Origin of the sequence: Aeromonas sp. FDAARGOS 1405, from assembly GCF_019048265.1 — a bacterium.
In the GTDB taxonomy this organism is placed as follows: Bacteria; Pseudomonadota; Gammaproteobacteria; order Enterobacterales; family Aeromonadaceae; genus Aeromonas; species Aeromonas veronii_A.
Window position 1 is genome coordinate 4,033,815 of the sequence record NZ_CP077311.1, and the last position, 22,754, is coordinate 4,056,568.

The following is a 22,754-nucleotide window of genomic DNA, read 5'->3' on the forward strand; positions in this document are numbered from 1 at the left end:
GATAGCTTGTGGTGAAGATGAAAAGATACAGCTCTCTAACCCAGTGCGACCGCCTGCATGATGCTCCGATTGATAAAGTAGCGATGGCAGAACAGCAAAAAGTCCTGCACCGGCAAGGGTCTCGAGTAGAAGTAGCCCTGAATTTCGTCCACCCCGATACTCAACACCGCATTCAGCTCATCGTTGTTTTCCACTCCTTCCGCCACCACCCGCACACCGAGCTGATGAGAAAGACTGGTAATCGCCTCGACGAACAGGGCCTGTCGGGTGTCATTGTCGATGGCTGTGATAAATGAGCGGTCGATCTTGAGCTTGTCGAAATAGAGTTCCCGCAAGTAGGAGAACGATGACCAGCCAGTGCCGAAATCATCGAGAGCCACGCGCACTCCGATCTGACGCAGGGTGTCGATGATCTGCTTGCTCAGCTCTATATCATCCAGAGCAATAGTTTCGGTCAGCTCGACGATCAGCTGTTGCAGGCTTAGTGGTCCATCTTTCATGTTCTCTTCCAGCTGGGCTGCCAACCCCATATTGAACATGGAGCTGGAAAGGTTAACCGAGATCTCCAGCGGCTCAATCAAGTCGCCAGGGAAAGTGGCAAGATCATGTTGCAAGCGCCGGAAGACCCATAATCCCAGCGCCTCACCCAAGCCGTTCTCCTCAGCGAGCGAGATGATGTCCAGGGGCGGTATAAAACCGTACTCAGGATGATTCCAGCGGATCAGCACCTCAGCCCCCAGTCGCACCCTACCTTGACCACGGACAATGGGCTGATAGTAGAGGCTCAACTGCAAATTACTGTGGTGCTGGATCAGCTCGCGCAACTCGGTCGACAAACGGCGGTTACGCAGATAGTGCTGATACATGCTGCTGGAGAAAACCACGTAACGATTCAGCCGCTTGCGCTTGGCACTGTCGAGAGCGATATCGGCAAACAGCAGCATCTCCTCCGGCGTGTGTACCGGTCGCACGTACTGGCTGATCCCCATAAAGACCCGTACCCTGTGGGCGGGGTCGGTCGCCAAGGCGAGCCCGGCAAGCTCATTACGCAGCTGTTCCAGAAATGGAAAGCGCAGATAGGTGGGCATGACACCGGAAATAATGATGGCAAACTCATCGCTACCTGTGCGGGCGGCAAAGATACCGTCAACCGATACCGCGCGGATCCGCCCGGCCAGTTGCGTCAGCAATGCATCCCCCGCCTCGTAACCCAAGCTGTCATTCACCTCCCTGAAATGACCAAGATCCACCAGACAGACAGTCACACTACTGGGACGCCCTTTATGTCCCGTCAGCTGTTTGAGGTGTTTGATCAGGGAGGCCCGATTTGGCAAACAGGTTAACGCATCATTCCACGCCAGAAAGTGCTGGTGGCGCACTTCGCGAAACAACATCAGCAGCATCACCACGGTCGCCAGCATCAGGAAGGCCAGAATGAAAAAGTTCTGGGTACGCGACGAATTGAGCACCTCCCGCTGGGCAATGGCGGATGGGCCGGTGAAATTTTTCACCATCACATCGCGGATCGCGGCCAGATCCCGCGCCAACTCCTCGGCGAAGCGAGCAAGTTCTTTTGAATCTCGCCCTCCACTGATCACGTCCTGCTCATACTTCTCGAACAGGGCCATGATATTGCCTGCTGCCTGTTCAGCCCCAAAACGCGTTCTCACTGGCCTGGCTTCATCCCCGTGCAGGAAGACATCGAGCCGGTTCCAGGCAATATCAAAGCGCTTGTTCATCTCCTCCTGACTGGTCGAACCGGTACGATAGAGAGAAAGAGCCTCATCAAAGCCACGGATTTCCAGCTCCAGCTGCGCCAACGCCCAGGCGGAGAGTTGGGTATAGCGGGTCACAGCATTAAAAGCACGGTCATAGTTCCAGACCGACCAGATGGCGACCCCCAAAAAGGTAGTCACCATCAGGATCAAGCTCAGAAACTTGCCGCGCAGCATCTTATTTGCTCTCAATCGCCGTCAGTTGCCACACCATCCGGCTGTGATAGAGCTCCTTGTTCAGCTCCGGGTGATCAGAGAGGGGATAGATGATCCAGAGCGGCCCCTTGTTGCGCAGGGTCAACGCCTTGCCATCCTGCTTCTCGGCCAGCAGTACCGCATATTTATCTCCATCTTCCAGCGGCACAGCCGCCCAGTAATCATTGATGGCGACGGCCTTGACCTCCGTACTCTTGATACCGTACATCTTGACCAGGTCTCGCAGCAGCACACCACGATAGGTGTGATCCCCCTCGGTCCAGGGGGTCTGGGTCTTGACCTCTGTCTGAGGTAAAGCCTCAAACTCGGCCCGGGTCAACACGACCTCCCCTTTACCATGGCAGCAGCCATCTCCTTTGATCTTGAAGAAAGGCTCATCAGCCAACACTATGCCAGAAACGAGACAGCCGGATAACAGCAGCATCCTGCCAAGCCATCCACCCATGATAGACCTCCGTATCGTACTGTTTGTTTTATTGGTTTCACTCAGCCCACCCACATGACAACGGCAGAGTCACAATGCAAAACAATGTTGCTGCAACCAGCTCACCACAACAGGCAACCAGCATCAGGCTGTACCCGAATGCCACCAAAAGCATGGCATCCTGGCTCCGAATGTCACAACTGCATCGGAAAATATTCATCTCCCTTTGGCTCTCGACCTGGCTTGTGGAACAGAAATATGACCCCCACACAGGCAAACTGACGGTACAGTCCCTATCGCAGATACAAAAAAAGGCCGCTCAATGAGCGGCCTTCTTCATAACGGGATCAGCAATCAGCTTTCGCGACGCTTGCCACCGAATTTGCGATCTTTGTTGAAGCCACCTTCACGGCGCTCCCCGCTCTTGTTGAACGGACGGTCACCCTGGGGACGGCGATCCTTGTTGAAAGGACGGTCGCCACGGAACGGACGATCACCACGGGGCGGACGGCTGCTGGTGTTGCCACCGGCCGGCACTTCGGTGTAGCGAGTGATCTGCAGCGGACGCTGGCAAACACGGGCTTTCTTGATCACTTCCAGTACATCGGCGGTCATGCCTTTCGGCAGATCGACGGTGGAGAAGTCATCAGCGATGTCGATGTTGCCGATGAAGCGGCTCTCGATGTTCGCTTCGTTGGCGATGGCGCCTACGATCTGGCCCGGCTTGACGCCGTGATGGGCACCCACGTCTACGCGATAGCGCTCCATCTCCACATCCGGGTTGTCTTTCAGCGGACGCGGTTCGAGGGATGGCATGCGACGGGCAGGACGATCGCCACGGTCACCGAAGTCACGACCACCACGGTCGTTGAAGTCACGGCGCTCGAAGCCACCACGATCGTTGCCAGCATTCAGCAGCGGATCCGGAATGGAGTCATCCAGCAGCAGCGGTTGGTCACCCTGTACCAGCTTGGCCAGCGCAGCAGCCAGCTCCAGCGGATCGGCAGAATCTTCTTCGATCAGCTCGTTTACCAGGTTGTGGTAGATCTCGAGCTCTTCACCCATCATGGTTTCGCGGATGCGCTCTTTGAACTTGGCCAGACGATGCTGGTTGATGTCCTCAGTGCTTGGCATCTTCATCGGCTCGATGGCCTGACGGGTTGCGTGCTCGATAGCGCGCAGCATGCGACGCTCACGGGGAGCGACGAACAGGATGGCTTCGCCTTTACGACCGGCACGACCGGTACGACCGATACGGTGAACGTAAGATTCGGTGTCGTACGGAATGTCGTAGTTCACTACGTGAGTGATGCGCTCAACGTCCAGACCACGGGCAACCACGTCGGTGGCGATCAGGATATCCAGCTGGCCTTGACGCAGTTTGTCGACGGTACGCTCACGCAGTTTCTGCGGGATGTCGCCGTGCAGCGCTTCACAAGCGTGACCACGGGCGGCCAGCTTGCCTGCCAGCTCTTCGGCAGCGTTCTTGGTACGTACGAACACCAGCAGGGCTTCGTAGGATTCCACTTCCAGCAGACGGGTCATGGCGTCCAGCTTGTGCAGACCGGTTACCTGCCAGTAGCGCTGGCGAATAGTGGTAGCGGTAGCAGTCTTGGAGGCGATCTTGATCTCTTTGGGCTGCTTCAGGTGCTTCTGGGCCACGCGACGGATCTGCTCCGGCATGGTGGCAGAGAACAGGGCAACCTGACGAGTGCTCGGGCACTGCTCCATGATCCAGTCAACGTCGTCGATGAAGCCCATACGCAGCATTTCATCAGCTTCGTCCAGTACCAGTGCTTTCAGGCCGGAGAGGTCCAGGTTCTTGCGACGGATCAGGTCCATCACGCGGCCCGGAGTACCGACGACAACTTGGGCACCGCGGCGCAGAGCACGGGTCTGGGTTTCGTAGGAGGCACCGCCGTAGATGGGCAGTACGTGGAAATCAGGCATGTGGTGGGCATAGCGTTGGCACGCTTCAGCCACTTGCAGCGCCAGTTCGCGGGTAGGCGCCAGCACCAGGATCTGGGTGTTGCGGTTACCAGCTTCCAGACGAGACAACAGAGGCAAGGCAAAAGCAGCGGTCTTCCCTGTACCGGTTTGCGCCTGCCCCAGCAGATCGTGTCCCGCCATCAGGTGGGGAATTGCTGCGGCCTGGATCGGTGACGGGCGCTCATAGCCCACGTCCTGCAGCGCTTTCAATACAGGCGCGGCCAGTCCAAGCTCACTAAAAAGGGGCAGTTGTTCGGTATCAGACATAGATTCTTCCAGATTAAGGCAGGCGGCTAACACCGCGGAATAGCAAAAAGGCGGCGATTATAGCGCCACTTTGTTCTGCTGTCTTGAAAAATGTGATAAGCCTCTCAAGACGTTGGCAATTATAGAGGGATCTGACGAGTATGGCTTGCTTATTTTGCACTCATAGTGCGTTATTGCAGATCACTCCTCGCTGGAGTCCTTGCCCCGCTTGTGTTTGAGCACCGCCATGGTCAGTCGGCTGGTGCACAATAAACGCTCACGTTCGTCCCGAATTTCAATCTGCCACACCTGGGTCGTTGCTCCCAGATGGAGCGGCGTGCAACGCCCGGTCACCACCCCTTCCCGTTTAGCTCGCAGATGGTTGGCATTCACCTCCAGCCCCACACAGTAGCTATTTGGCCCGACCGCCATATTGGCGGCAATCGATCCCAAGGTTTCCGCCAGCACCACAGATGCGCCGCCATGGAGCATGCCCAGGGGTTGGTGTGTGCGATGATCCACCGGCATGGTCGCTTCAAGCCAATCGGTGCCAAAAGCCGTGTAGACGATATCGAGATGGGCCATCAGGGTGTTGCGAGAGGTGGCGTTGAGCCCCTCCAGACTCATGGGTTTACGCCAGATGGGCGCAATATCGTGACTCATTGCGAGCAGACTCCTTATGTAAGCGATGAATGCGTACCGATATGGGTGAAACGCCCTCCACCGGCAACATGGTTCGGTTATGTGAGTTGTTGGTTACCGGGTGACGTGGTAACAACGCAGCCCCGACCCGGCGCTGCGTGTTACACAATCATGCCCTTAAGCGGGATGTCACCAGGGGTAGGTAACGCCGGGCCACTCGGCCCAAGGCACATCTCGCCCCGGCAAGCGGGGGGCTGGCCACTGCCACACCCTGGCGAGCCAGTCGCGCAGCTGAATCTCCAGCTCCTCATCCGTGATGGGCGCCTCTGCCACCTTCCAGAAGAAGAGCTCCACCGCTACCTCCGGCAGCACCGAGGGGTAGAGATAAACCCCACCCCAAAATTGCGGCTCCCGATCCGGACTCCAGAGGCCATAGGCGAACGAGCGCTTGGCCAGAAACTCCGACTGCTGCCACTCCAGATCCCCTTCGTGCTGGCTCAGGCTGAAATTGGCCGAGGGCCAGAGATCGTTCGGGCGAAACAGCTGATGGAGCTGCTCGCGCTCGCGCAACATGGCGACAAACTCCACCACCGCCTGAGCGGGAGTGGCGGGTAACAGCAAGAAACGTGGGTGCCGATAGGCCTTCGGCACCCGAAACCGCTTGGGAAACGTCAGCATCAGAGCAGCTCCAGCAGGGCTTGCAATGGATGTTTGAGCTTTTCCCCCTCCATCCGCTTGACCTGACTACGGCACGAATAGCCGGTCGCCAGACAGCGCGCTTTGGGTAGACGGGCTAGCGGGTCAGCCCAGCTCAACCCATAAATGCCCTTGGAGTTCTCCACCTGTTTGACATCGTGACCATAGGTGCCCGCCATACCGCAACACCCCACAGAGACCGGCTGCAAACTGGCCCCGAAGCGACCAAACAGGGTGCTCCAGTCACCGTGAGTGGAGGGCTTGGCGGTCTTCTCGGTGCAGTGGGCAAACAGATACCAGGGCTCGCTCCCCTCCTCGCTCTTGGTCTTGTCGGTTCGAGCAGGCAACTGATCTGCCGGCAGCGAGAGCAGCCACTCCTGCGGCAACAACACCTGAAAATCGCCGCGAGCCGACCCCAGCGCCTTGGCATACTCGTCGCGATAGCAAAGCACCATGGCCGGATCCACCCCCACCATGGGAATGCCAAGCGCCGCTACCTTATTGAGGAACTGGGCGCTGTTGGCTGCAGTGCGGGCAAAGGCACGCAGGAACCCCTTGATATGCTGGGGTTTACCGTTGGGTTTAAAGGGCAGCAAGTAGGGCTGGAAGCCGAGCTTGCTGGCGAGTTTCACCAGGTCGCGCACCACGGGGGCGTCGTAATAACTGGTGAAGGGATCCTGCACGATGAGCACCACCTGCTTGCGCTGCTCGACGCTCATCCGCTCCAGTCCCGGCAGATCAAAATAGCGGGCACGGTTATCGTGCAGGCTCTCGGCAAGGGTCGGCACCGAGAGCAGCGGCACATCCACCATGCCGATACTCTTCTCGGTCGCCTTCTGGGCCCACTCTTTTTCGAGGAAGAAGTTGACCAGCTTCGGCGCCTTGGCAAGCAGCGGCGCATAGCTCTCCACCGTGCCGACGAAGTAATCCTTGGGGGCGCGCAGGTAGCGGCCGTGATAGAGCTGCATAAAGCGGGCGCGAAAATCGGGCACATCCACCTTGATTGGGCACTGGCTGGTGCACGCCTTGCAGGCAAGGCAGCCCGCCATCGCCTCCATCACCTCGTGGGAGAAATCATACTCGCCTCGCTGTTTGGCCCAGCTGTTGCGCACCTTGTCCACCAGCTGTTTGAAGCGCACGCCACCGGATTGCAGTGCAACCTCTTCCGCCAGCGGATCGAACCCCTGCTCCGCCAGCTGACGCAACCATTCGCGCATCAGGCCCGCCCGCCCCTTGGGGGAGTGGCGGCGATCACGGCTGATCTTGACCGAGGGGCACATGGGGGAGTCGGTCTCGAAGGTGAAACAGAGGCCGTTGCCGTTGCAATCCATGGCGCGGGTGTAGCTGGTGCGCACCGCGAGCGGGATCTGGCGGTCATACTTGCCACGCTTGGGGCCATCCACCGACACCAGCTCGGCGCCGCTACCGTAGGGGATACAGATCTTGCCCGGGTTGATGCGGTTGGCCGGGTCGAACGCCCCCTTGACCCGCTGCAGCTCTTCCCACAGCTCGCCAAAGAAGGCGGGGCTGTATTCGGAGCGAAAGCCCTTGCCATGCTCGCCCCACATCAGACCGCCATATTTGGCGGTAAGGGCCACCACCTGATCGGAGATGCGGCGCAGCAGCACCTCCTGCTCGGGATCGCACAAATCCAGCGCCGGGCGCACGTGCAGCACACCGGCATCGACGTGGCCAAACATGCCGTAGTCGAGGCCGTGAGCGTCCAGCAGGGCGCGAAACTCCATGATGAAATCAGCCAGCGACTCTGGCGGCACCGCGGTATCTTCGGTGAAGGCCACAGGCTTCTTGCGCCCTTCGGCGTTGCCCAGCAGCCCCACCGACTTCTTGCGCATGGCGTAGATGGTCTCGATGCTCGGCAGGTGATCACACACCTGATAGCCGATGATCCCGGCTTCACCCTTGGCCAGCAGCGCGTCGATACGGCGGCATAGCTCAGCTACCTTGGCCTTGTGCGCAGCTTCGTCGGTGTCGGCAAACTCGACAATGTTGAGCCCCTGCAGATCCTTGCCGGGCACATCCTGAATAAGTTCTTTCACCGAATGCCAGATGATGTCGGCGCGGGCCAACCCGAGCACCCGGGAATCCACCGTCTCCACCGACAGCGCTTGGGCCTCAACCATAAAGGGGGCGTTGCGCAGGGCGGAGGGGAAACTGTCGTACTTGACGTTGACCAGGGTGCGGTAGCGCGGGATTGGCGTGATATTGAGTTTGGCTTCGGTGATAAAGCCGAGAGACCCTTCAGATCCGCACAGTACCCGGCTCACATCCAGCGTGTCGGTATCGGGTTGATAGAGGTGCTTGAGATCGTAGCCGGTCAGAAAGCGGTTGAGCTTGGGGAAGGTCGCCTCGATGTCGGCTCGGCGCTCCTTGCCGATACGATAGAGGGTGCGATAGATCTCCCCTTCCCGATTCTCCAGCGCCAGCTTGTCGGCCAGTCGCTCGCCGGTCAGCGGTTCGGTCGCCATCAGGTCGCCATTCTCCAGCACGGCTTTGAGCCCCAGTACGTGATCCGAGGTTTTGCCGTATACCAGCGAGCCCTGCCCCGAGGCATCGGTGTTGATCATGCCACCCAGAGTGGCGCGGTTGGAGGTGGAGAGATCCGGCGAGAAGAAGTAGCCGTGAGGCTTCAAATAGGCATTGAGCTGGTCTTTCACCACCCCGGCCTGGGCGCGTACCCACCCCTCTTCCAGATTAATTTCCATGATCTGGTTCATATGACGGGAGAGATCGACGATAATGCCGCCGCCCAATGACTGACCGTTGGTGCCGGTACCGCCACCGCGAGGGAAAAAACTCAGAGTGTGGTACGCCGGCTCCGCCGCCAGCTTGAGCATCACTGCTATGTCATCCGCACTGCGCGGATAGAGAACCGCTTGAGGTACTACCTGATAGACACTGTTGTCCGTCGCCATCGCCAACCGGCTTGCATAAGACTTTTCGATATCACCACGAAAGGCGCTGCGCCCTAGCAACTCTAGGAACGACAGGGTTGTGGGTGACAAACTGTCCTGGTAATCGAGTCTCGGGATCATGAATCCTTGTTCCCTTATTTTGCTTGATGCCGGCACCCCGGCGACTACGACTGGCCCCTCGCCTATCAATGGCAATCAGGCCAGTCCGCTCACATGTGAGCGGGCAGTATATCAGCTAGAAAACCCCTTGCGCGTAGCAATATTAACCATTTGAAAGGAGGATTTTTATGGCTCACCACAGCCATGTTATCAGTACGCTGGTCACCACAGAGAAGCAGGCACTCACCCTGTCGCTGTTTGGCTGCATCACTTTCGCCATCTTCGGCATCAGCTACGGCCTGTTCGTCGGCTCCAATGCCATCATGCTCGATGGTATTTTCACCCTGTTCAGCATGGGCATGACGGGCCTTGGCCTCATCACAGCCTATCTTGTTACCCGCCCCTCCGATGACCGCTTCCAGTATGGCTACGCTCATTTCGAGCCCATCGCCAACGTCATCAACGGCTCCATTATTCTGCTGCTCTGTCTGGCGGCACTCTACAACGGCGTCACCACCCTGCTTGCTGGCGGACGGGAGATCGATCTCGGCCACGCCCTTATCTATGCCGTTGTCTCCACCTTCTTCTGCGCCATCCTCTACCGGATTGAAGCCCAGGTCGCCGAGCAGGTTGACTCCGAACTGGTGAGGGTCGACTCGAAGGAGTGGCTGGTGGATACCCTGCTCAGCGCCACTCTGCTTATCGGCTTTGTGGTTGCCATCGGCCTCGATGCCATCGGCTACGGCCAATACAACCGCTACATAGACCCGGTGCTGGTCTCGCTGCTGGCCCTCTGTGCCACCCTCATTCCCATCAAGGTGCTCGGTCGCAACCTGCGGGAAGTGCTGAAAATTGCCCCCAGAGGGGATGTCTCCCAACTGGTCGAGAGCGAAGTCGAGGCGCTGCGCCAGCGCCATGGCGTCGAGTGCTACAGCCATCTGGCCAAGAGCGGGCGCCGCTTCGATCTGGAATTGAACATTCTGGTGGCACCGGGCCAGGAGTGGCCGGTCGAACGGCAGGATGCCCTGCGCCAGGAGCTCTGGTCCCGCCTCGGCGATAGCCTTGGCGATGCCTGGCTGTCGGTCTGTTTCACCCGCGAAAAGCGCTGGTTGTAACGACCGCACGGGGGAGCGCGACACGGCCGCCTCCCCCTGTCGCATCACAACCCCCGATTACGCCCACTGACGCAGCTCTTGCCAAATCGGCGCCAGCCGCTATCATCAGGGCTCATTTTTCACCCGAGGTTTTATTGCCCATCATGGACAATCCCCGAAGTTGCCCTTCGTCTCTCTCTGTCAAAGCCTATCTTTTTCTGCTTAATCAGCGCCTCTGAATAACACCTTTGCCTTGCTGTTACTGCGGCCATCGTGCGCCGTGATCACTCTCTGCTCTGTCTGTTTTTATTGAGGTCATACAATGGAATTGCTGCTGGATCCCCACATCTGGATTGGTCTGTTTACCCTGATCATTCTGGAAATCGTGCTGGGGATCGACAACCTGGTCTTTATCGCCATTCTGGTGAAAAAACTGCCCCCCGCCCAACGGGACAAGGCACGCATCATCGGCCTGTCGCTGGCCCTGCTGATGCGACTTGGGCTCTTGAGCGTCATGTCATGGCTGGTCACCCTGACCACCCCGATTTTGCACCTGTGGGATCACCCCTTCTCCGGTCGGGACCTGATCCTGATGGGAGGCGGCCTGTTCCTGCTGTTCAAGGCTACCTCCGAGCTGCATGAGCGGCTGGAAGCCAAACCCCAGGATGACGGCCCTGTCGGCGCCTACGCCAGCTTCGGCGTGGTGATCGCCCAAATTCTGGTGCTCGATGCGGTCTTCTCGCTCGACTCCATCATCACCGCCGTCGGCATGGTGGAGCACCTTGGCGTCATGATGGCCGCCGTGACCATCGCCATGGTGGTGATGGTGCTCGCCTCCAGGCCGCTGACCCGCTTCGTCAACGCCCACCCGACCGTGGTGGTGCTCTGCCTGAGCTTCCTGCTGATGATCGGTTTCAGCCTGGTGGCGGAGGGCTTTGGCTTCCATATTCCGAAGGGCTACCTCTACGCAGCCATCGGCTTCTCGGTGCTGATCGAGTTTTTCAACCAGCTGGCCCAGCGCAGCGCCATGCGTCACGAATCCAAGCTGCCCCTGCGTGAGCGCACCACCGCCGCCATCTTCAAATTGATGGGGAGCAAGGCGTATCAGGACAGACCGGATGACGATCTGGATGCCGCACCTGCCGAACCGCTCAGCTTTGGCGAGGAGGAGCGCTATATGGTGACCGGCGTGCTGTCGCTGGCCGAGCGCTCCATTCGCACCATCATGACCCCGCGCTCCGAGATGGCCTGGATCGATATCAACGACTCCAGCGACGAAATCCGTGCCCTGCTGCAGCGCGAGCCCCACAGCCTGTTCCCTATCTGTGACGGGGATCTGGACGAGGTGATCGGGGTGGTCAAGGCGCGCGACCTGCTGTTTGCCTTGAACGAAGGGCAATCCTTGAGCGAACTGGCCAAGCAGAACGACCCCATTATCGTGCCGCAGACCATCAACGTGATTAAGCTGCTGGCGGAGCTGCGCAAAGCCAAGGGGAGCCTTATTCTGGTCTCCGACGAGTTTGGCGTGATCCAGGGGCTGGTCACCACCCACGATCTGCTGGAGGCCATCGTCGGCGAGTTGCCGGACGAGGACGAAACCCCGGATATCGTGCGCGATGGCGAAGGGTGGCTGATCAACGGCAGCACCAACATCCACCATGTGGAACAGGTGCTGGAGCACGAGGGGCTGGTGAGCGAAAGCGACGAGTACGTGACCCTGGCCGGCATGCTGCTCTCCCACTTCGGCACCCTGCCCACCCCGGGTCAGCAGTTGCAACTGCAGCAGCTCAACTTCGAGGTGATCGAGGTGAGCGAGCGGCGCATCGAGCGGGTGAAAGTGATGCCCGCCGCGGCTTGAGCCAGCCACCGGCAGAAAACAGAAGAGGGCCAGACGGTCCTCTTTTTTATGCTTCAACTTTATGCCTCAACGCCTCCTTTCCTGGCGGGTTGCACTGATTGCTGCATCAAGCACAATTCTCTTGTGCAATTCCCCCTCTTTTTCACAACAAGATGGCGGCATAAAGTGGCCTCACTTCCACCATGAGGAACTCAAGATGAGCCACGATCACCTGTTCTGCCCGCTGCGCCTCGGCCAGCTGCACCTTGCCAACCGCATCGTCATGCCCCCCATGACCCGCTCCCGTGCCAGTCAGCCCGGTGATGTGGCCAACGCCATGATGGCGAGCTACTACGCCCAGCGCGCCGAGGCGGGCCTGATCATCAGCGAAGGCACCCAAATCGACCCCATGGGCAAGGGCTATGCCTGGACGCCGGGCATCTACAGCGCAGAGCAGATCGCTGGCTGGAAGCTTGTAACCGATGCCGTGCACGCCAAGGGAGGCACTATCTTCGCCCAGCTCTGGCACGTGGGCCGGGTCACCCATCCGGACAACATCGGCGGTGCCCAGCCCATCTCCGCTTCAGCCCTGCCCGCAGTGGGCGTCAAGGTGTTCGTCGATAACGGCAGCGATGTGCCGGGCTTTGTCGAGACCGTCACCCCGCGCGCCATGACCCAAGCCGATATCGATGCGGTGGTGGGCCAGTTCCGTCAGGCGGCTCGCAACGCCATCAGCGCCGGTTTTGACGGCATCGAGCTGCACGCTGCCAACGGTTATCTGATCAACCAGTTCCTCGACTCCGAATCCAACGCCCGCACCGACAGCTACGGCGGATCGCTGGAAAACCGGCTGCGCTTCCTCAAAGAGGTGACCGAGGCAGTCAGCAGCGAAATCGGCGCCGATCGGGTCGGGGTGCGTCTTGCGCCACTCACCACCCTCAACGGCACCGTGGATGCCAACCCGCAGGAGACCTATCTGGCCGCCGCCCGCCTGCTGGGCCAGCTCAACGTGGTCTACCTGCACATCGCCGAAGCGGACTGGGACGATGCCCCCCTGATGCCGGAGAACTTCAAGCAGGGTCTACGGGATGCCTTCCCCAACACCCTGATCTATGCCGGCAAATATGATGGCAAGCGGGCTCGCGCCGCCCTCGAAGCGGGCTGGGCCGACATGATTGGCTTTGGCCGCCCCTTCGTTGCCAACCCGGATCTGCCGAACCGTCTGCGCCACGGCTATCCGCTGGCCCCCCACGATCCGGCCACCCTGTTTGGCGGCGGCGAGAAAGGGCTGACCGACTACCCCGTCTATCAGGCCGAGGACGCAACCACCAGCAGCTGATTGCCGATGGCCAACCAGCCATGTAACGCAGGCCCCACAGGTTGGGGCCTGCCGTATTGTTGCCCATTCGCAGCAGTGGCAGTTTCTCTATATTGCTGTTGCAATGATCTCGTTGTTATCTCCCCTCGCTTTCACAAGGAGTCACCATGAATCACACCCAAGCCTGGTGCTGGCATGCCCCCGGTGAACCGACCCAGCTGACCCTCGCCGATCTGCCCCTGGCACCGCTCGCCCCTGACGAGGTGCTGGTGGCAAACCGGGTTATCGCCTTCAATCCGGTGGACTGGAAGCTGATCGAATATGGCCACTCCCACTGGCAGGAGGGTCAGGTGCCCGGCGTTGATGGCATGGGCACTATCATGGCCCTCGGCGCCAACGTCAGCCATCTGCGCCTCGGTGCCCGGGTCGCCTATCACACCGACCTGCGCCACCACGGCAGCTTTGCCCGCCACACCAGGGTACCGGCCCGTGCCCTGCTGCCGGTGCCCGATGCCCTGAGTGACGAGGCCGCCGCCGCCCTGCCCTGTCCCGGTCTCACCGCTTGGCAGGCACTGGCCAAGCTGCCGCGCCTGCACGGGGAAGCACTGCTCATCACAGGTGCCGGCAGCAGTGTCGGCCGATTTGCGGTGCAACTTGCCCTCCAGCAAGGAGCGCGGGTCTTTGCCAGCGCCAGCCCACGCCACCATCAGTGGCTCAAACAGATCGGCGTGCAGGGGGTGGCCGATTATCGGGAACCAGACTGGCTGGCCACCTTGCAGGCCGCCAACGGCAACGAGCCGTTCGAGGGGATCATCGATCTGGTCTCGAGCCAACAGGCAGAGAGCCTGCTGCCCGCCCTTGGCTACTACGGCCATATGGTGACTGTGCTGGGGCGCATCCCGCACAATCCGCTGCCCGCCTTTGCCCATTGCCACTCGTTACACGAGATTGCACTGGGTGCCCAGCACGCCTTTGGCTCGGACAAACAGTGGAGCCGACTGGTCGCCGCCGGGGTCGCCATGATGGCGCAGATGGCGAGCGGCGAGCTGACCCTACCGCCGCTGGTGGTGGGCGACTTTGAGGCACTGCCTACCCAGCTCGAGCGCTTCAAGCGCGAAGGACAGGGCGAGAAGTTTCTGGTGCGAGTGGCGTAATACAGCCCTCCTCCAGAAATCACACCAGCCTTTAAAATAAGAGAGGCCCGCCAGTGATGGCGGGCCTCTCTTTATATCTACTGCATGTCATCTCGACTTCATTGGCGCCTGACTCAATGCAGGATCACCCCGTGAGTCGCGGCATAACTGCGGATCTCCCTGGTCAGCCGCGCCTTGTCGGCCAGAGAGAGCCAGCTCGCCTCCACCGCATTAAGCGACAAGCGACATAGCTGACTCATGGTCGCGCCAAGGCCATCGGCCAGCGCCGCAAAGTTGGCATTCATATAGCCGCCAAAGTAGGCGGGGTCGTCCGAGTTGATGGTGACGCAGAGCCCCTGCTCCAGCAGCCGCAGCACATTGTGCTGGGCCATATTGCCGAACACCTTGAGCCGGGTGTTGGAGAGGGGGCAGACGGTAAGCGGCAAGCGGGTATCGGCCAGATAGCGCAGCAGCTCGGGATCATCGGCCGAGCGCACTCCGTGATCGATACGGCATACCTGCAGCTCGTTGATCGCCTGCCAGATGTAGTCGGCAGGCCCCTCTTCGCCGGCGTGGGCCACCACCGGCAGCCGCAGCTCGCGGCATTTGGCGAAGACCCTGGCAAACTTGGTCGGCGGATTGCCCCTCTCCCCCGAGTCGAGGCCGATGCCGTGAATGCGCGACAGGAAGGGCATAGCCTCTGCCAACGTAGCGAACGCTTCATCCTCGCTGAGGTGGCGCAAAAAGCTCATGATAAGCCGCCAGCTGATGCCAAACTCCCGCTCCCCAGTCTGCAGCGCCCGCTCGATACCGCCCAGCACAGTAGCAAAGGGGACGCCGCGGGCGGTGTGGGTCTGCGGGTCAAAGAAGATCTCCACATGCACCACCTTGTCAGCAGCGCAACGTTCAAGATAGGCCCAGGTGAGGTCGAAAAAATCCTGCTCGGTCACCAGCACGCTGGCGCCGCGATAGTAGAGGTCGAGAAAGGATTGCAGGCAGTCAAAATCATAGGCGGCGCGCACGCTGGCCACATCAGGCCAGGGCAGCGGGATGTTATTGCGGCGGCCCAGCTCAAACATCAGCTCGGGTTCGAGGCTGCCCTCGATATGCAGGTGCAGCTCCAGTTTCGGCAGTCCGGCGATAAATTGCGCGGCGGTGAGGTGTTCGGATGTGACGGGCTTGGGAATCGGGGTGTCCATAGCGACGGCTCCAGCAGCAAAGTGATCCCGGCGTCAGCCCCTCCACCAGACTGACACCATGACAACTTTATTGTGCACCCAAGTGGCGAGACAGGGGAGACTTGTCATCAAACAGACTTATAATGGCGTCACAAAAATCATAAATGATTGAACATCTTACCGATTGGCGGCTCGCCTGCGCCTTGACAAGGAGTTTTCATGAAGAAGAACGTCATCTGCGATATCGACGGTGTCATCCTGCACAACAACGATCTCATCCCAGGTGCTGACCGTTTCGTCCATCGCCTGCTGGAGCAGGGCAGCAAGCTCTTGTTCCTCACCAACTACCCGGCCCAGACCCAGAAAGATCTGCAAAACCGCTTCCGCTCCGCAGGTATCGAAGTGCCGGAGGAGTGCTTCTACACCTCCGCCATGGGTACCGCCGATTTCCTTAAGCGTCAGGATGGCAAGAAGGCCTATGTGATCGGTGAAGGGGCGCTGACCCACGAGCTCTACAAAGCCGGTTTCACCATCACCGATATCGACCCCGACTTCGTGGTGGTAGGCGAGACCCGCAACTACAACTGGACCATGATGCAACAGGGGGCCAAGTTCGTCGATCAGGGGGCCCGCTTTATCGCGACCAACCCCGATACCCACGGCCCCATGATGCACCCGGCCTGCGGCGCCCTGTGCGCCCCCATCGAGCGGATGACCGGCAAGAAGCCGTTCTATGTCGGCAAGCCGAGCGCCTGGATCATCCGTGCGGCGCTCAACCGGATGGAGGCCCACTCCGACGACACCATCATCATCGGCGACAACCTGCGCACCGACATTCTGGCGGGCTTTCAGGCCGGTCTCGAGACGGTGCTGGTGCTCTCCGGGGTGAGCAAGGTCGCCGACATCGACCGCATGCCGTTTCGCCCGAACCATATTTTCGACTCCGTGGTCGATATCGATATCGTCTAATCACCACCCAAGCGTTAAACAGGGCAGGTCTCTCCTGCCCTTGCAGGATCTGTTATGGAACCCATTCTGATCGCCGTGGCTTTTGGTTGCGGCATGGTAGTCAATCTGATTGGCCTGCCCCCCCTGCTCGGCTTTCTGGCCGCCGGTTTTATCCTCAACGGCATGGGATATGAAAATACCCCCGCCCTGAGCGAAGTCGCCGATCTCGGCGTCACCCTGCTGCTGTTCACCATCGGTCTCAAGCTCAATATCAAGACCCTGATGCGGCGCGATGTGTGGGGCACCACCAGCCTGCACCTGCTGCTCTCCACCCTGCTCTTTACCGTGGTGCTGCTGGTCTGCAAGGGGCTGGGGCTTGAACTTGCCCTCTCGCTTGACTGGAAACTGGCGCTTCTGCTGGGCTTTGCCCTCTCCTTCTCCAGCACCGTCTTTGCGGTCAAGGTATTGGAAGATCGCAGCGACATGAATGCCCTCTACGCCCGCATCGCCATCGGCGTGCTGGTGATGCAGGATGTGTTCGCCGTGGCCTTTTTGGCGTTTTCCAGCGGCAAGTGGCCCAGCATCTGGGCGCTCTGGGTACTGGGGCTGCCGCTGCTGCGCCCGCTGCTGTTCAAGCTCTTGGAGCGGGCCGGTCACGGCGAGTTGCAGGTGCTGTTCGGGGTCTTTCTGGCGCTGGTGGTGGGGGCGGCCGGGTTTGAAGTGGTCGGCCTCAAGCCGGATCTGGGGGCCCTCATCATCGGCATGCTGCTCGCCTCTCATCCGGCGGCGGCGGGATTGGCCAAGGCGCTCTTCAACCTCAAAGACCTCTTTCTGGTCTGCTTCTTTCTCACCATCGGCCTCAACGGCCTGCCGACCCACGACACCATGTTGCTGGCGCTGGCGCTGGTGCTGGCCCTGCCGCTCAAAAGCGCGCTCTACTATCTGGTCTACAGCGGCGCACACCTGCGGGTGCGTACCGCCCTGCTCTCGACCCTGGCGCTCACCAACTTCTCGGAGTTTGGCCTGATCGTCGCCGCCATCGCCGCCAAGGCGGGCTGGCTCTCCCACGAGTGGCTGGTGGCGGTCTCGCTGGCGCTGGCGGCCAGCTTTATGATCTCTGCCCCGCTCAATGCTCAGAGTGAGCGCATCTACCATCGCATCGGCCACTGGCTGCGGGGATTGCAGGCGAGCAACCTCCATCCGGAAGACAGACCCATCGAGCTGGGCGATGCGGAGGTGATCATCCTCGGCATGGGGCGGATCGGTCAGGGGGCCTACTTCGAGCTGGAGAACAAATACGGCAACGTCATCCTCGGAGTGGAGAACGACAGCGAGAAGCTACCCACCCTGCGAGCCCAGGGGATGAACGTCATCGAGGGGGATGCCACCGATACCGACTTCTGGGACAAGGTGCTGCTCTCCAATCAAGTCAATCTGGTGCTGCTGGCGATGCCCCACCACTCGGGTAACCTCTACGCCATCGAGAAGCTGCGCAGCCATGGATTCAACGGCAAGATCGCCGCCATCGTCCGCTTCGAGGATGATATCGCCTCCCTGCAGGAGCAGGGGGTGGATGCGGTGTTCAACGTCTACAACGAAGCGGGCAGCGGCTTTGCCCGTCATGTGATCCGCCGCTTGCAGCCGCTTTGAGTCGTCGGCCAGCAGCCCTTGGCAAGGGAATGCGCATCGTTTAAGTTATGCACAATCTCGTTTAATAAAACAAACGCGGGCCGGGATGGCCCCGCGTTCCTATCTGCCGAAGCCAAGGAGGCACCATGAAGACCCTCAACGACTGGATCCTGCTCGACCGCCACGAGGCGGCCCCTACCCCGCTGATGCCCGCCCCCGAGCGCATTAAAGCGGGCAACCCGAGCCAGACGGTGTGGAACCACTACTCCGACCCCCGCCAGCAGTTTCACGTCGGCTTCTGGGCTTGCGAGCCCGGCCGCTGGGCCATCCACTACACCGAACACGAGTATTGCCAGCTGCTGGAGGGGGATGTGGTGATCCACGACAATCTGGGCGGCCAGCTGGCCCTCAAACCCGGCGATCAATTCGTCATTCCCGCCGGTTTTGTCGGAGAGTGGGAGACCCTCACCCCCTGTCGCAAGGTCTACGTCATCTTCGAACCCGCCTCGACTTGACGTTCACGTCACCCTGCCCCGTTGCAGCAGCCCTTATCCTGTTGATCCGCTTGACGCTTACAGCATGATTTTCTGCGGTTTTCCCGCTTGCAAAAGGTTTTTCCGCTAGGCATTGTGTCTGACGAGGAATGTAAATGGAATTTCGAGCCCAAACGTGGGGGGCTCATATAAAAATCAAGAGGATTACCGCCAATGTGTTCAATTTTCGGCATTCTGGATATCAAGTCCGATGCAGTAGCCCTGCGCAAATCGGCGCTGGAGATGTCCAAGCGACTTCGTCACCGCGGGCCTGACTGGTCCGGCGTCTACAGCTCCGACAAAGCCATTCTGGTACATGAGCGTCTGGCCATCGTCGACCCGGGCAATGGCGCCCAGCCGCTCTACAACCCCGAGCGCACCCATGTGCTGGCGGTCAATGGCGAGATCTACAACCACAAAGAGCTGGAGAAGACCCTCAAGGTCGACTTCCAGTTCCAGACCAAATCTGACTGCGAAGTGCTGCTGGCCCTTTACAAGGAGAAGGGCCCGGTGTTTCTCGACGATCTCAACGGCATCTTTGCCTTCATTCTTTATGACGCCGAACAGGATGCCTACCTGATTGGTCGCGACCACATGGGGATCATCCCCCTCTATACCGGCCGCGACGAGCACGGCAACTTCTATGTCGCCTCCGAAATGAAGGCGCTGGTGCCGGTCTGCAAGAGCGTCGAAACCTTCCCGCCGGGACACTACCTGTGGAGCAAGGATGGCGAGCTCAAACAGTGGTACAAGCGCGACTGGATGGAATACAGCGCGGTCGAGCACAACGTCAGCGACAAAGCGGAGCTGAAAGCCGCGCTGGAAGCGGCGGTCAAGCGCCAGCTGATGTGCGACGTGCCTTATGGCGTGCTGCTCTCCGGCGGGCTGGACTCCTCCGTTATCTCCGCCATTACCAAGCTCTATGCGGCGCGTCGCATCGAGGACGATGGCAAGAGCGAAGCCTGGTGGCCACAACTGCACTCCTTCGCCGTGGGGCTGGAAGGGTCGCCGGATCTTGCCGCCGCCCGTAAAGTGGCCGATCACCTCGGCACCATCCATCACCAGATCCACTTCACCGTGCAGGAGGGTCTGGATGCCCTGCGCGACGTCATCTATCACCTGGAGACCTATGACGTCACCACCATCCGCGCCTCCACGCCCATGTACCTGATGGCCCGTTACATCAAGGCGATGGGGATCAAGATGGTGCTCTCCGGTGAAGGCTCCGACGAGCTGTTCGGTGGCTACCTCTACTTCCACAAGGCGCCCAATGCCAAAGAGTTCCACGAAGAGAACGTGCGCAAGCTTGCCTCTTTGCACCTCTATGACTGCCTGCGTGCCAACAAGTCGATGGCCGCCTGGGGTGTGGAAGGTCGTGTGCCCTTCCTCGACAAGGAGTTCATGGACGTGGCGATGCGCCTGCAGCCGGCTGACAAGATGTGCGGCAAGGGCAAGATCGAGAAGCACATCCTGCGCGAAGCGTTCGAGGATCTGCTGCCCCACGAAGTGGCTTGGCGCCAGAAGGAGCAGTTCTCCGACGGCGTGGGTTATTCGTGGATCGACAGCCTGAAAGCCATGGTGGAGCAGGAAGTGACGGATCAGATGTTCGAGGCGGCCGCATTCCGCTTCCCCATCAACACTCCGCTCACCAAAGAGGCCTACTTCTACCGCGCCATCTTTGACGAGCACTTCCCGCTGGAAGCCGCCGCCCGCACCGTGCCCTACGGCAAGTCGGTCGCCTGCTCCACTCCCACCGCGCTGGAGTGGGATGCCAAGTTCAAGGAGATGGCCGACCCGTCTGGCCGCGCAGTAATGGATGTGCACCAGCAGGGCTACTAAACCCAGACGGAGCAACCCAAGCGGGTAAACGCCAGATAGCAAAAAGCCCTTCACCATGGTGAAGGGCTTTTTTATTTTCCGAATTATTCAGACGCAATCAACATTGATAAATAAATATGCTGTTGACTCCATCTTGAATAAATCCAGCATCATTGTCGCCCACATAAAAAAGTGATCTTCAACTTTCTATTTTTTTCAGAAAAACTTGCCCTTTAATATATAGATAGTAACAAGAAGCGTGTATTTCTCAGCAACCATGAATGAAAAGTACGTGGTAAAGTTACAAATTAAAACCTTGCAGCAATATATCCGGGCTATTATAGCGTCCATCGCAATGTAAATGTGGTGACCGCAACATGGTCTCCTCCTGGTACCCAATCAACCTTGGGTGCATAGCCTATTTCCAATGCAACCGATTTATAACCCAATGTCACCATCGGTAATGCAGCAAAACCATCAATACCCGAACCGTTGAGATAACCGGCCTCCATGCCAACTCCGGCAAATACATGTTCGGTGAGATACCACTCTTTTCGATAAGAGACACCGGCATAACCTGCTGTATTCTCAAGAGAATCTCGATAAAAACCACCGCGAAGCGCCAGTTTCCCCGTGTCGCTGTCACCCAAGAACACCCACGCCAATCCCAGCCCGGGGTTAAAACCATTAAAATCACAGGTCTTGCTCTTGCTTCCTGTACCTTTTGAGCAATGACTGTGAATAGATGCGCCGTGAATAATCAGTGAAAGATCATGATCAGCTGCCATGGAAAAAGTCGGCAACCCCAATAACCCAATGGATAACAAGCAACCGTGAATGTTCATGTTAACCTTCCTGGTTTTATTTACCTCTCACTAACAAACTAACGCAAAGTTCAGCAGACTTCAAACGAGTAACATCAGAACGGTTGAACCCACAGATGTAAACGGGTCGGTAATACTGTCGAGAGTCGCCAGCCAAGGCAATGTAAGGCACATTGTTTTATTCACTCTCATACGGCGTTCCGGTGATACAACACCATCTCCCAGACAGGACTTCGAAAGCTTCATTTTTTCCATGACCGCCTGCGCACTCATATTCAAATGACGGTAAAAACTGGCATTGAGCTGGGTCAGATGGAGCAAGGAGTGGCGCACCCGCTTGAATGTCTCGGCACATACCGGGCTCTGCTTGTGCCAGAAGGAGGCCAGCGAGCCTTTGGTGGTCAACCCGGCGATATCATAGAGTGCCCGTCCCATACAAAAGGTGGGCACGTCATGGAGCAGGGCAGAGAGGCCGACCGTGCTGTTGATGGTAATAACCCCCTTGAGCAAGGGATAAAGGGTCGGCAGTGGCAGTTCATAACCGTAAAAGACCCTCCCCTCCAGGCCAAGTACGGCAATGAGTCGATTGATCTGGGCGCGATAGCTGACATAGCCCCGATCCATGGGGTGATGCTTGAACAGCAATATATCTTCAGGCTTGGCATACTGCGCAAACGAGTTGATCACCTGCGCAACCATCTCCTCGACCCCGCTCAAGTCTGAGTGTTCCCTGATTTGAAAGTCTTCGGTCACTTGCAATGGCACGAAAAAGATCCGTCCAGCGTGCCGGGGCAACGCCTTGAGCAGGGCGCGATCCTGACGCACGTTTCCATACTTCACCATGGCCCCGCAGACCCACCCCATCGCCTCTTGCACCAGACTCCAGGGGCGATGATTGACGAAGTGGGGATAACGCCAGCGATACAACGACTTGTTGATGTGGTAGCGACTGGCATACCAAGCGCGCACGGCGAAGGTCTTGCCCACCTTGAGTGAACTGTCATAAGGCTCAGGCCAATCCAGTTGGGCAAGTTGATCGCGCCGCTCATACCAGGGGCTGAAGGCATTGACCCCCCCTTGCTCAAGGGTCACATAGTCAGGCCTGAGGTACCCCTCTTCCATTGCCCAGAATGGCACTCGCTTCAGCTTGCAGATGCGACCTGCCTCCAGATGGTAGTAACGGCAATCCCCGTAACAGATCACCGCATCAATACCATGCTGCTTGAGCACCCGGCGAAAGAAGGCGTTCCAGCTCTCCGGTTTGCCGCGAAAGCGCAGATTTTCTCCAGCACAGGGCCAGCACTCATCCCCGCCATTGAACTGGATCTTCACCACCTGATGTCCCGCCTCGGTCAACTGACGACTCAGGGTCTGAAAGAAAGGACCAAGCGGTCCTTGCAGTAACAAAATCTTCATTAACGA

The 22,754-nt window shown here is 59.0% G+C and carries 17 protein-coding genes; 8 read left to right on the forward strand and 9 right to left on the reverse strand.

Annotated elements, in window-relative coordinates; genetic code table 11:
* Positions 1-35: 35 nt before the first annotated feature.
* From I6L35_RS18535 to I6L35_RS18560, 6 genes are all read right to left on the reverse strand, one after another.
* Positions 36-1,952 carry a bifunctional diguanylate cyclase/phosphodiesterase gene (locus I6L35_RS18535; RefSeq protein WP_216980317.1) on the reverse strand — a complete coding sequence of 639 codons (1,917 nt, stop codon included), beginning with the start codon at positions 1,950-1,952 and terminating at the stop codon, positions 36-38.
* A 1-nt stretch (position 1,953) separates the two neighbouring features.
* Positions 1,954-2,436: a molybdopterin-dependent oxidoreductase gene (locus tag I6L35_RS18540; RefSeq protein WP_216978997.1), complete on the reverse strand. Its 483-nt coding sequence runs from the start codon at positions 2,434-2,436 to the stop codon at positions 1,954-1,956.
* Between the two features lie 333 nt (positions 2,437-2,769).
* Positions 2,770-4,671, reverse strand: coding sequence for a DEAD/DEAH box helicase (locus I6L35_RS18545; protein WP_005337260.1), 1,902 nt, complete (start codon positions 4,669-4,671; stop codon positions 2,770-2,772).
* 180 nt (positions 4,672-4,851) lie between these two features.
* Positions 4,852-5,313 carry a hotdog fold thioesterase gene (locus I6L35_RS18550; protein ID WP_047438938.1) on the reverse strand — a complete coding sequence of 154 codons (462 nt, stop codon included), beginning with the start codon at positions 5,311-5,313 and terminating at the stop codon, positions 4,852-4,854.
* A gap of 168 nt (positions 5,314-5,481) precedes the next feature.
* Complete coding sequence (locus I6L35_RS18555; protein ID WP_216978998.1) at positions 5,482-5,970, reverse strand: hypothetical protein; 489 nt, start codon at positions 5,968-5,970, stop codon at positions 5,482-5,484.
* Complete coding sequence (locus tag I6L35_RS18560) at positions 5,970-9,041, reverse strand: FAD-binding and (Fe-S)-binding domain-containing protein (RefSeq protein WP_216978999.1); 3,072 nt, start codon at positions 9,039-9,041, stop codon at positions 5,970-5,972. Before I6L35_RS18560 ends, I6L35_RS18555 begins: the two co-directional genes overlap by 1 nt.
* Positions 9,042-9,208: 167 nt before the next feature.
* On the opposite strand from I6L35_RS18560, the gene I6L35_RS18565 reads away from it, so the two are divergent.
* The 4 genes from I6L35_RS18565 (at position 9,209) to I6L35_RS18580 (ending at position 14,423) form a co-directional block, all read left to right on the forward strand.
* Entirely contained in the window at positions 9,209-10,135 is a 927-nt protein-coding gene (locus I6L35_RS18565; protein ID WP_216979000.1) for a cation diffusion facilitator family transporter, read from the forward strand.
* Between the two features lie 301 nt (positions 10,136-10,436).
* The gene (locus I6L35_RS18570) at positions 10,437-11,972 is read left to right on the forward strand and encodes a TerC family protein (protein ID WP_216979001.1); all 1,536 of its coding nucleotides are present in this window, start codon (positions 10,437-10,439) and stop codon (positions 11,970-11,972) included.
* Between the two features lie 196 nt (positions 11,973-12,168).
* Entirely contained in the window at positions 12,169-13,290 is a 1,122-nt protein-coding gene (locus I6L35_RS18575; protein WP_216979002.1) for an alkene reductase, read from the forward strand.
* 146 nt (positions 13,291-13,436) lie between these two features.
* Positions 13,437-14,423: a zinc-binding dehydrogenase gene (locus tag I6L35_RS18580; RefSeq protein ID WP_216979003.1), complete on the forward strand. Its 987-nt coding sequence runs from the start codon at positions 13,437-13,439 to the stop codon at positions 14,421-14,423.
* A 113-nt stretch (positions 14,424-14,536) separates the two neighbouring features.
* Here I6L35_RS18580 and I6L35_RS18585 read toward each other — a convergent pair whose 3' ends face one another.
* A complete protein-coding gene (locus tag I6L35_RS18585; RefSeq protein ID WP_216979004.1) occupies positions 14,537-15,601 on the reverse strand; it encodes an adenosine deaminase in 1,065 nt (354 codons plus the stop codon).
* A 198-nt stretch (positions 15,602-15,799) separates the two neighbouring features.
* Between I6L35_RS18585 and I6L35_RS18590 the strand changes: the two genes are divergently transcribed.
* The 4 genes from I6L35_RS18590 (at position 15,800) to asnB (ending at position 20,529) form a co-directional block, all read left to right on the forward strand.
* Positions 15,800-16,549 carry an HAD-IIA family hydrolase gene (locus I6L35_RS18590; protein WP_005337281.1) on the forward strand — a complete coding sequence of 250 codons (750 nt, stop codon included), beginning with the start codon at positions 15,800-15,802 and terminating at the stop codon, positions 16,547-16,549.
* A 54-nt stretch (positions 16,550-16,603) separates the two neighbouring features.
* Complete coding sequence (locus I6L35_RS18595; RefSeq protein WP_069555033.1) at positions 16,604-18,178, forward strand: cation:proton antiporter family protein; 1,575 nt, start codon at positions 16,604-16,606, stop codon at positions 18,176-18,178.
* 125 nt (positions 18,179-18,303) lie between these two features.
* Complete coding sequence (locus I6L35_RS18600; protein ID WP_216979005.1) at positions 18,304-18,672, forward strand: cupin domain-containing protein; 369 nt, start codon at positions 18,304-18,306, stop codon at positions 18,670-18,672.
* 192 nt (positions 18,673-18,864) lie between these two features.
* Positions 18,865-20,529, forward strand: a complete 1,665-nt coding sequence (asnB, locus tag I6L35_RS18605; RefSeq protein WP_216979006.1) for an asparagine synthase B — start codon at positions 18,865-18,867, stop codon at positions 20,527-20,529.
* Positions 20,530-20,846: 317 nt separating this feature from the next.
* On the opposite strand, the gene I6L35_RS18610 is transcribed toward asnB, so the two are convergent.
* Positions 20,847-21,353 carry a hypothetical protein gene (locus I6L35_RS18610; protein WP_216979007.1) on the reverse strand — a complete coding sequence of 169 codons (507 nt, stop codon included), beginning with the start codon at positions 21,351-21,353 and terminating at the stop codon, positions 20,847-20,849.
* A gap of 60 nt (positions 21,354-21,413) precedes the next feature.
* Positions 21,414-22,748 (reverse strand): capsule biosynthesis protein, encoded by a 1,335-nt coding sequence (locus I6L35_RS18615; protein ID WP_216979008.1) that lies wholly within the window; start codon positions 22,746-22,748, stop codon positions 21,414-21,416.
* Positions 22,749-22,754 lie beyond the last annotated feature (6 nt).

What these genes read in the sequence shown, in the direction of transcription:
- I6L35_RS18580 (WP_216979003.1), top strand. Translation starts at nt 13,437, where the DNA reads ATGAATCACACCCAAGCCTGGTGCTGGCATGCCCCCGGTGAACCGACC.
- I6L35_RS18565 (WP_216979000.1), top strand. Translation starts at nt 9,209, where the DNA reads ATGGCTCACCACAGCCATGTTATCAGTACGCTGGTCACCACAGAGAAG.
- asnB (WP_216979006.1), top strand. Translation starts at nt 18,865, where the DNA reads ATGTGTTCAATTTTCGGCATTCTGGATATCAAGTCCGATGCAGTAGCC.
- I6L35_RS18535 (WP_216980317.1), bottom strand. Translation starts at nt 1,952, where the DNA reads ATGCTGCGCGGCAAGTTTCTGAGCTTGATCCTGATGGTGACTACCTTT.
- I6L35_RS18615 (WP_216979008.1), bottom strand. Translation starts at nt 22,748, where the DNA reads ATGAAGATTTTGTTACTGCAAGGACCGCTTGGTCCTTTCTTTCAGACC.
- I6L35_RS18550 (WP_047438938.1), bottom strand. Translation starts at nt 5,313, where the DNA reads ATGAGTCACGATATTGCGCCCATCTGGCGTAAACCCATGAGTCTGGAG.
- I6L35_RS18545 (WP_005337260.1), bottom strand. Translation starts at nt 4,671, where the DNA reads ATGTCTGATACCGAACAACTGCCCCTTTTTAGTGAGCTTGGACTGGCC.
- I6L35_RS18590 (WP_005337281.1), top strand. Translation starts at nt 15,800, where the DNA reads ATGAAGAAGAACGTCATCTGCGATATCGACGGTGTCATCCTGCACAAC.
- I6L35_RS18600 (WP_216979005.1), top strand. Translation starts at nt 18,304, where the DNA reads ATGAAGACCCTCAACGACTGGATCCTGCTCGACCGCCACGAGGCGGCC.
- I6L35_RS18610 (WP_216979007.1), bottom strand. Translation starts at nt 21,353, where the DNA reads ATGAACATTCACGGTTGCTTGTTATCCATTGGGTTATTGGGGTTGCCG.
- I6L35_RS18570 (WP_216979001.1), top strand. Translation starts at nt 10,437, where the DNA reads ATGGAATTGCTGCTGGATCCCCACATCTGGATTGGTCTGTTTACCCTG.
- I6L35_RS18560 (WP_216978999.1), bottom strand. Translation starts at nt 9,041, where the DNA reads ATGATCCCGAGACTCGATTACCAGGACAGTTTGTCACCCACAACCCTG.
- I6L35_RS18595 (WP_069555033.1), top strand. Translation starts at nt 16,604, where the DNA reads ATGGAACCCATTCTGATCGCCGTGGCTTTTGGTTGCGGCATGGTAGTC.
- I6L35_RS18555 (WP_216978998.1), bottom strand. Translation starts at nt 5,970, where the DNA reads ATGCTGACGTTTCCCAAGCGGTTTCGGGTGCCGAAGGCCTATCGGCAC.
- I6L35_RS18585 (WP_216979004.1), bottom strand. Translation starts at nt 15,601, where the DNA reads ATGGACACCCCGATTCCCAAGCCCGTCACATCCGAACACCTCACCGCC.
- I6L35_RS18540 (WP_216978997.1), bottom strand. Translation starts at nt 2,436, where the DNA reads ATGGGTGGATGGCTTGGCAGGATGCTGCTGTTATCCGGCTGTCTCGTT.
- I6L35_RS18575 (WP_216979002.1), top strand. Translation starts at nt 12,169, where the DNA reads ATGAGCCACGATCACCTGTTCTGCCCGCTGCGCCTCGGCCAGCTGCAC.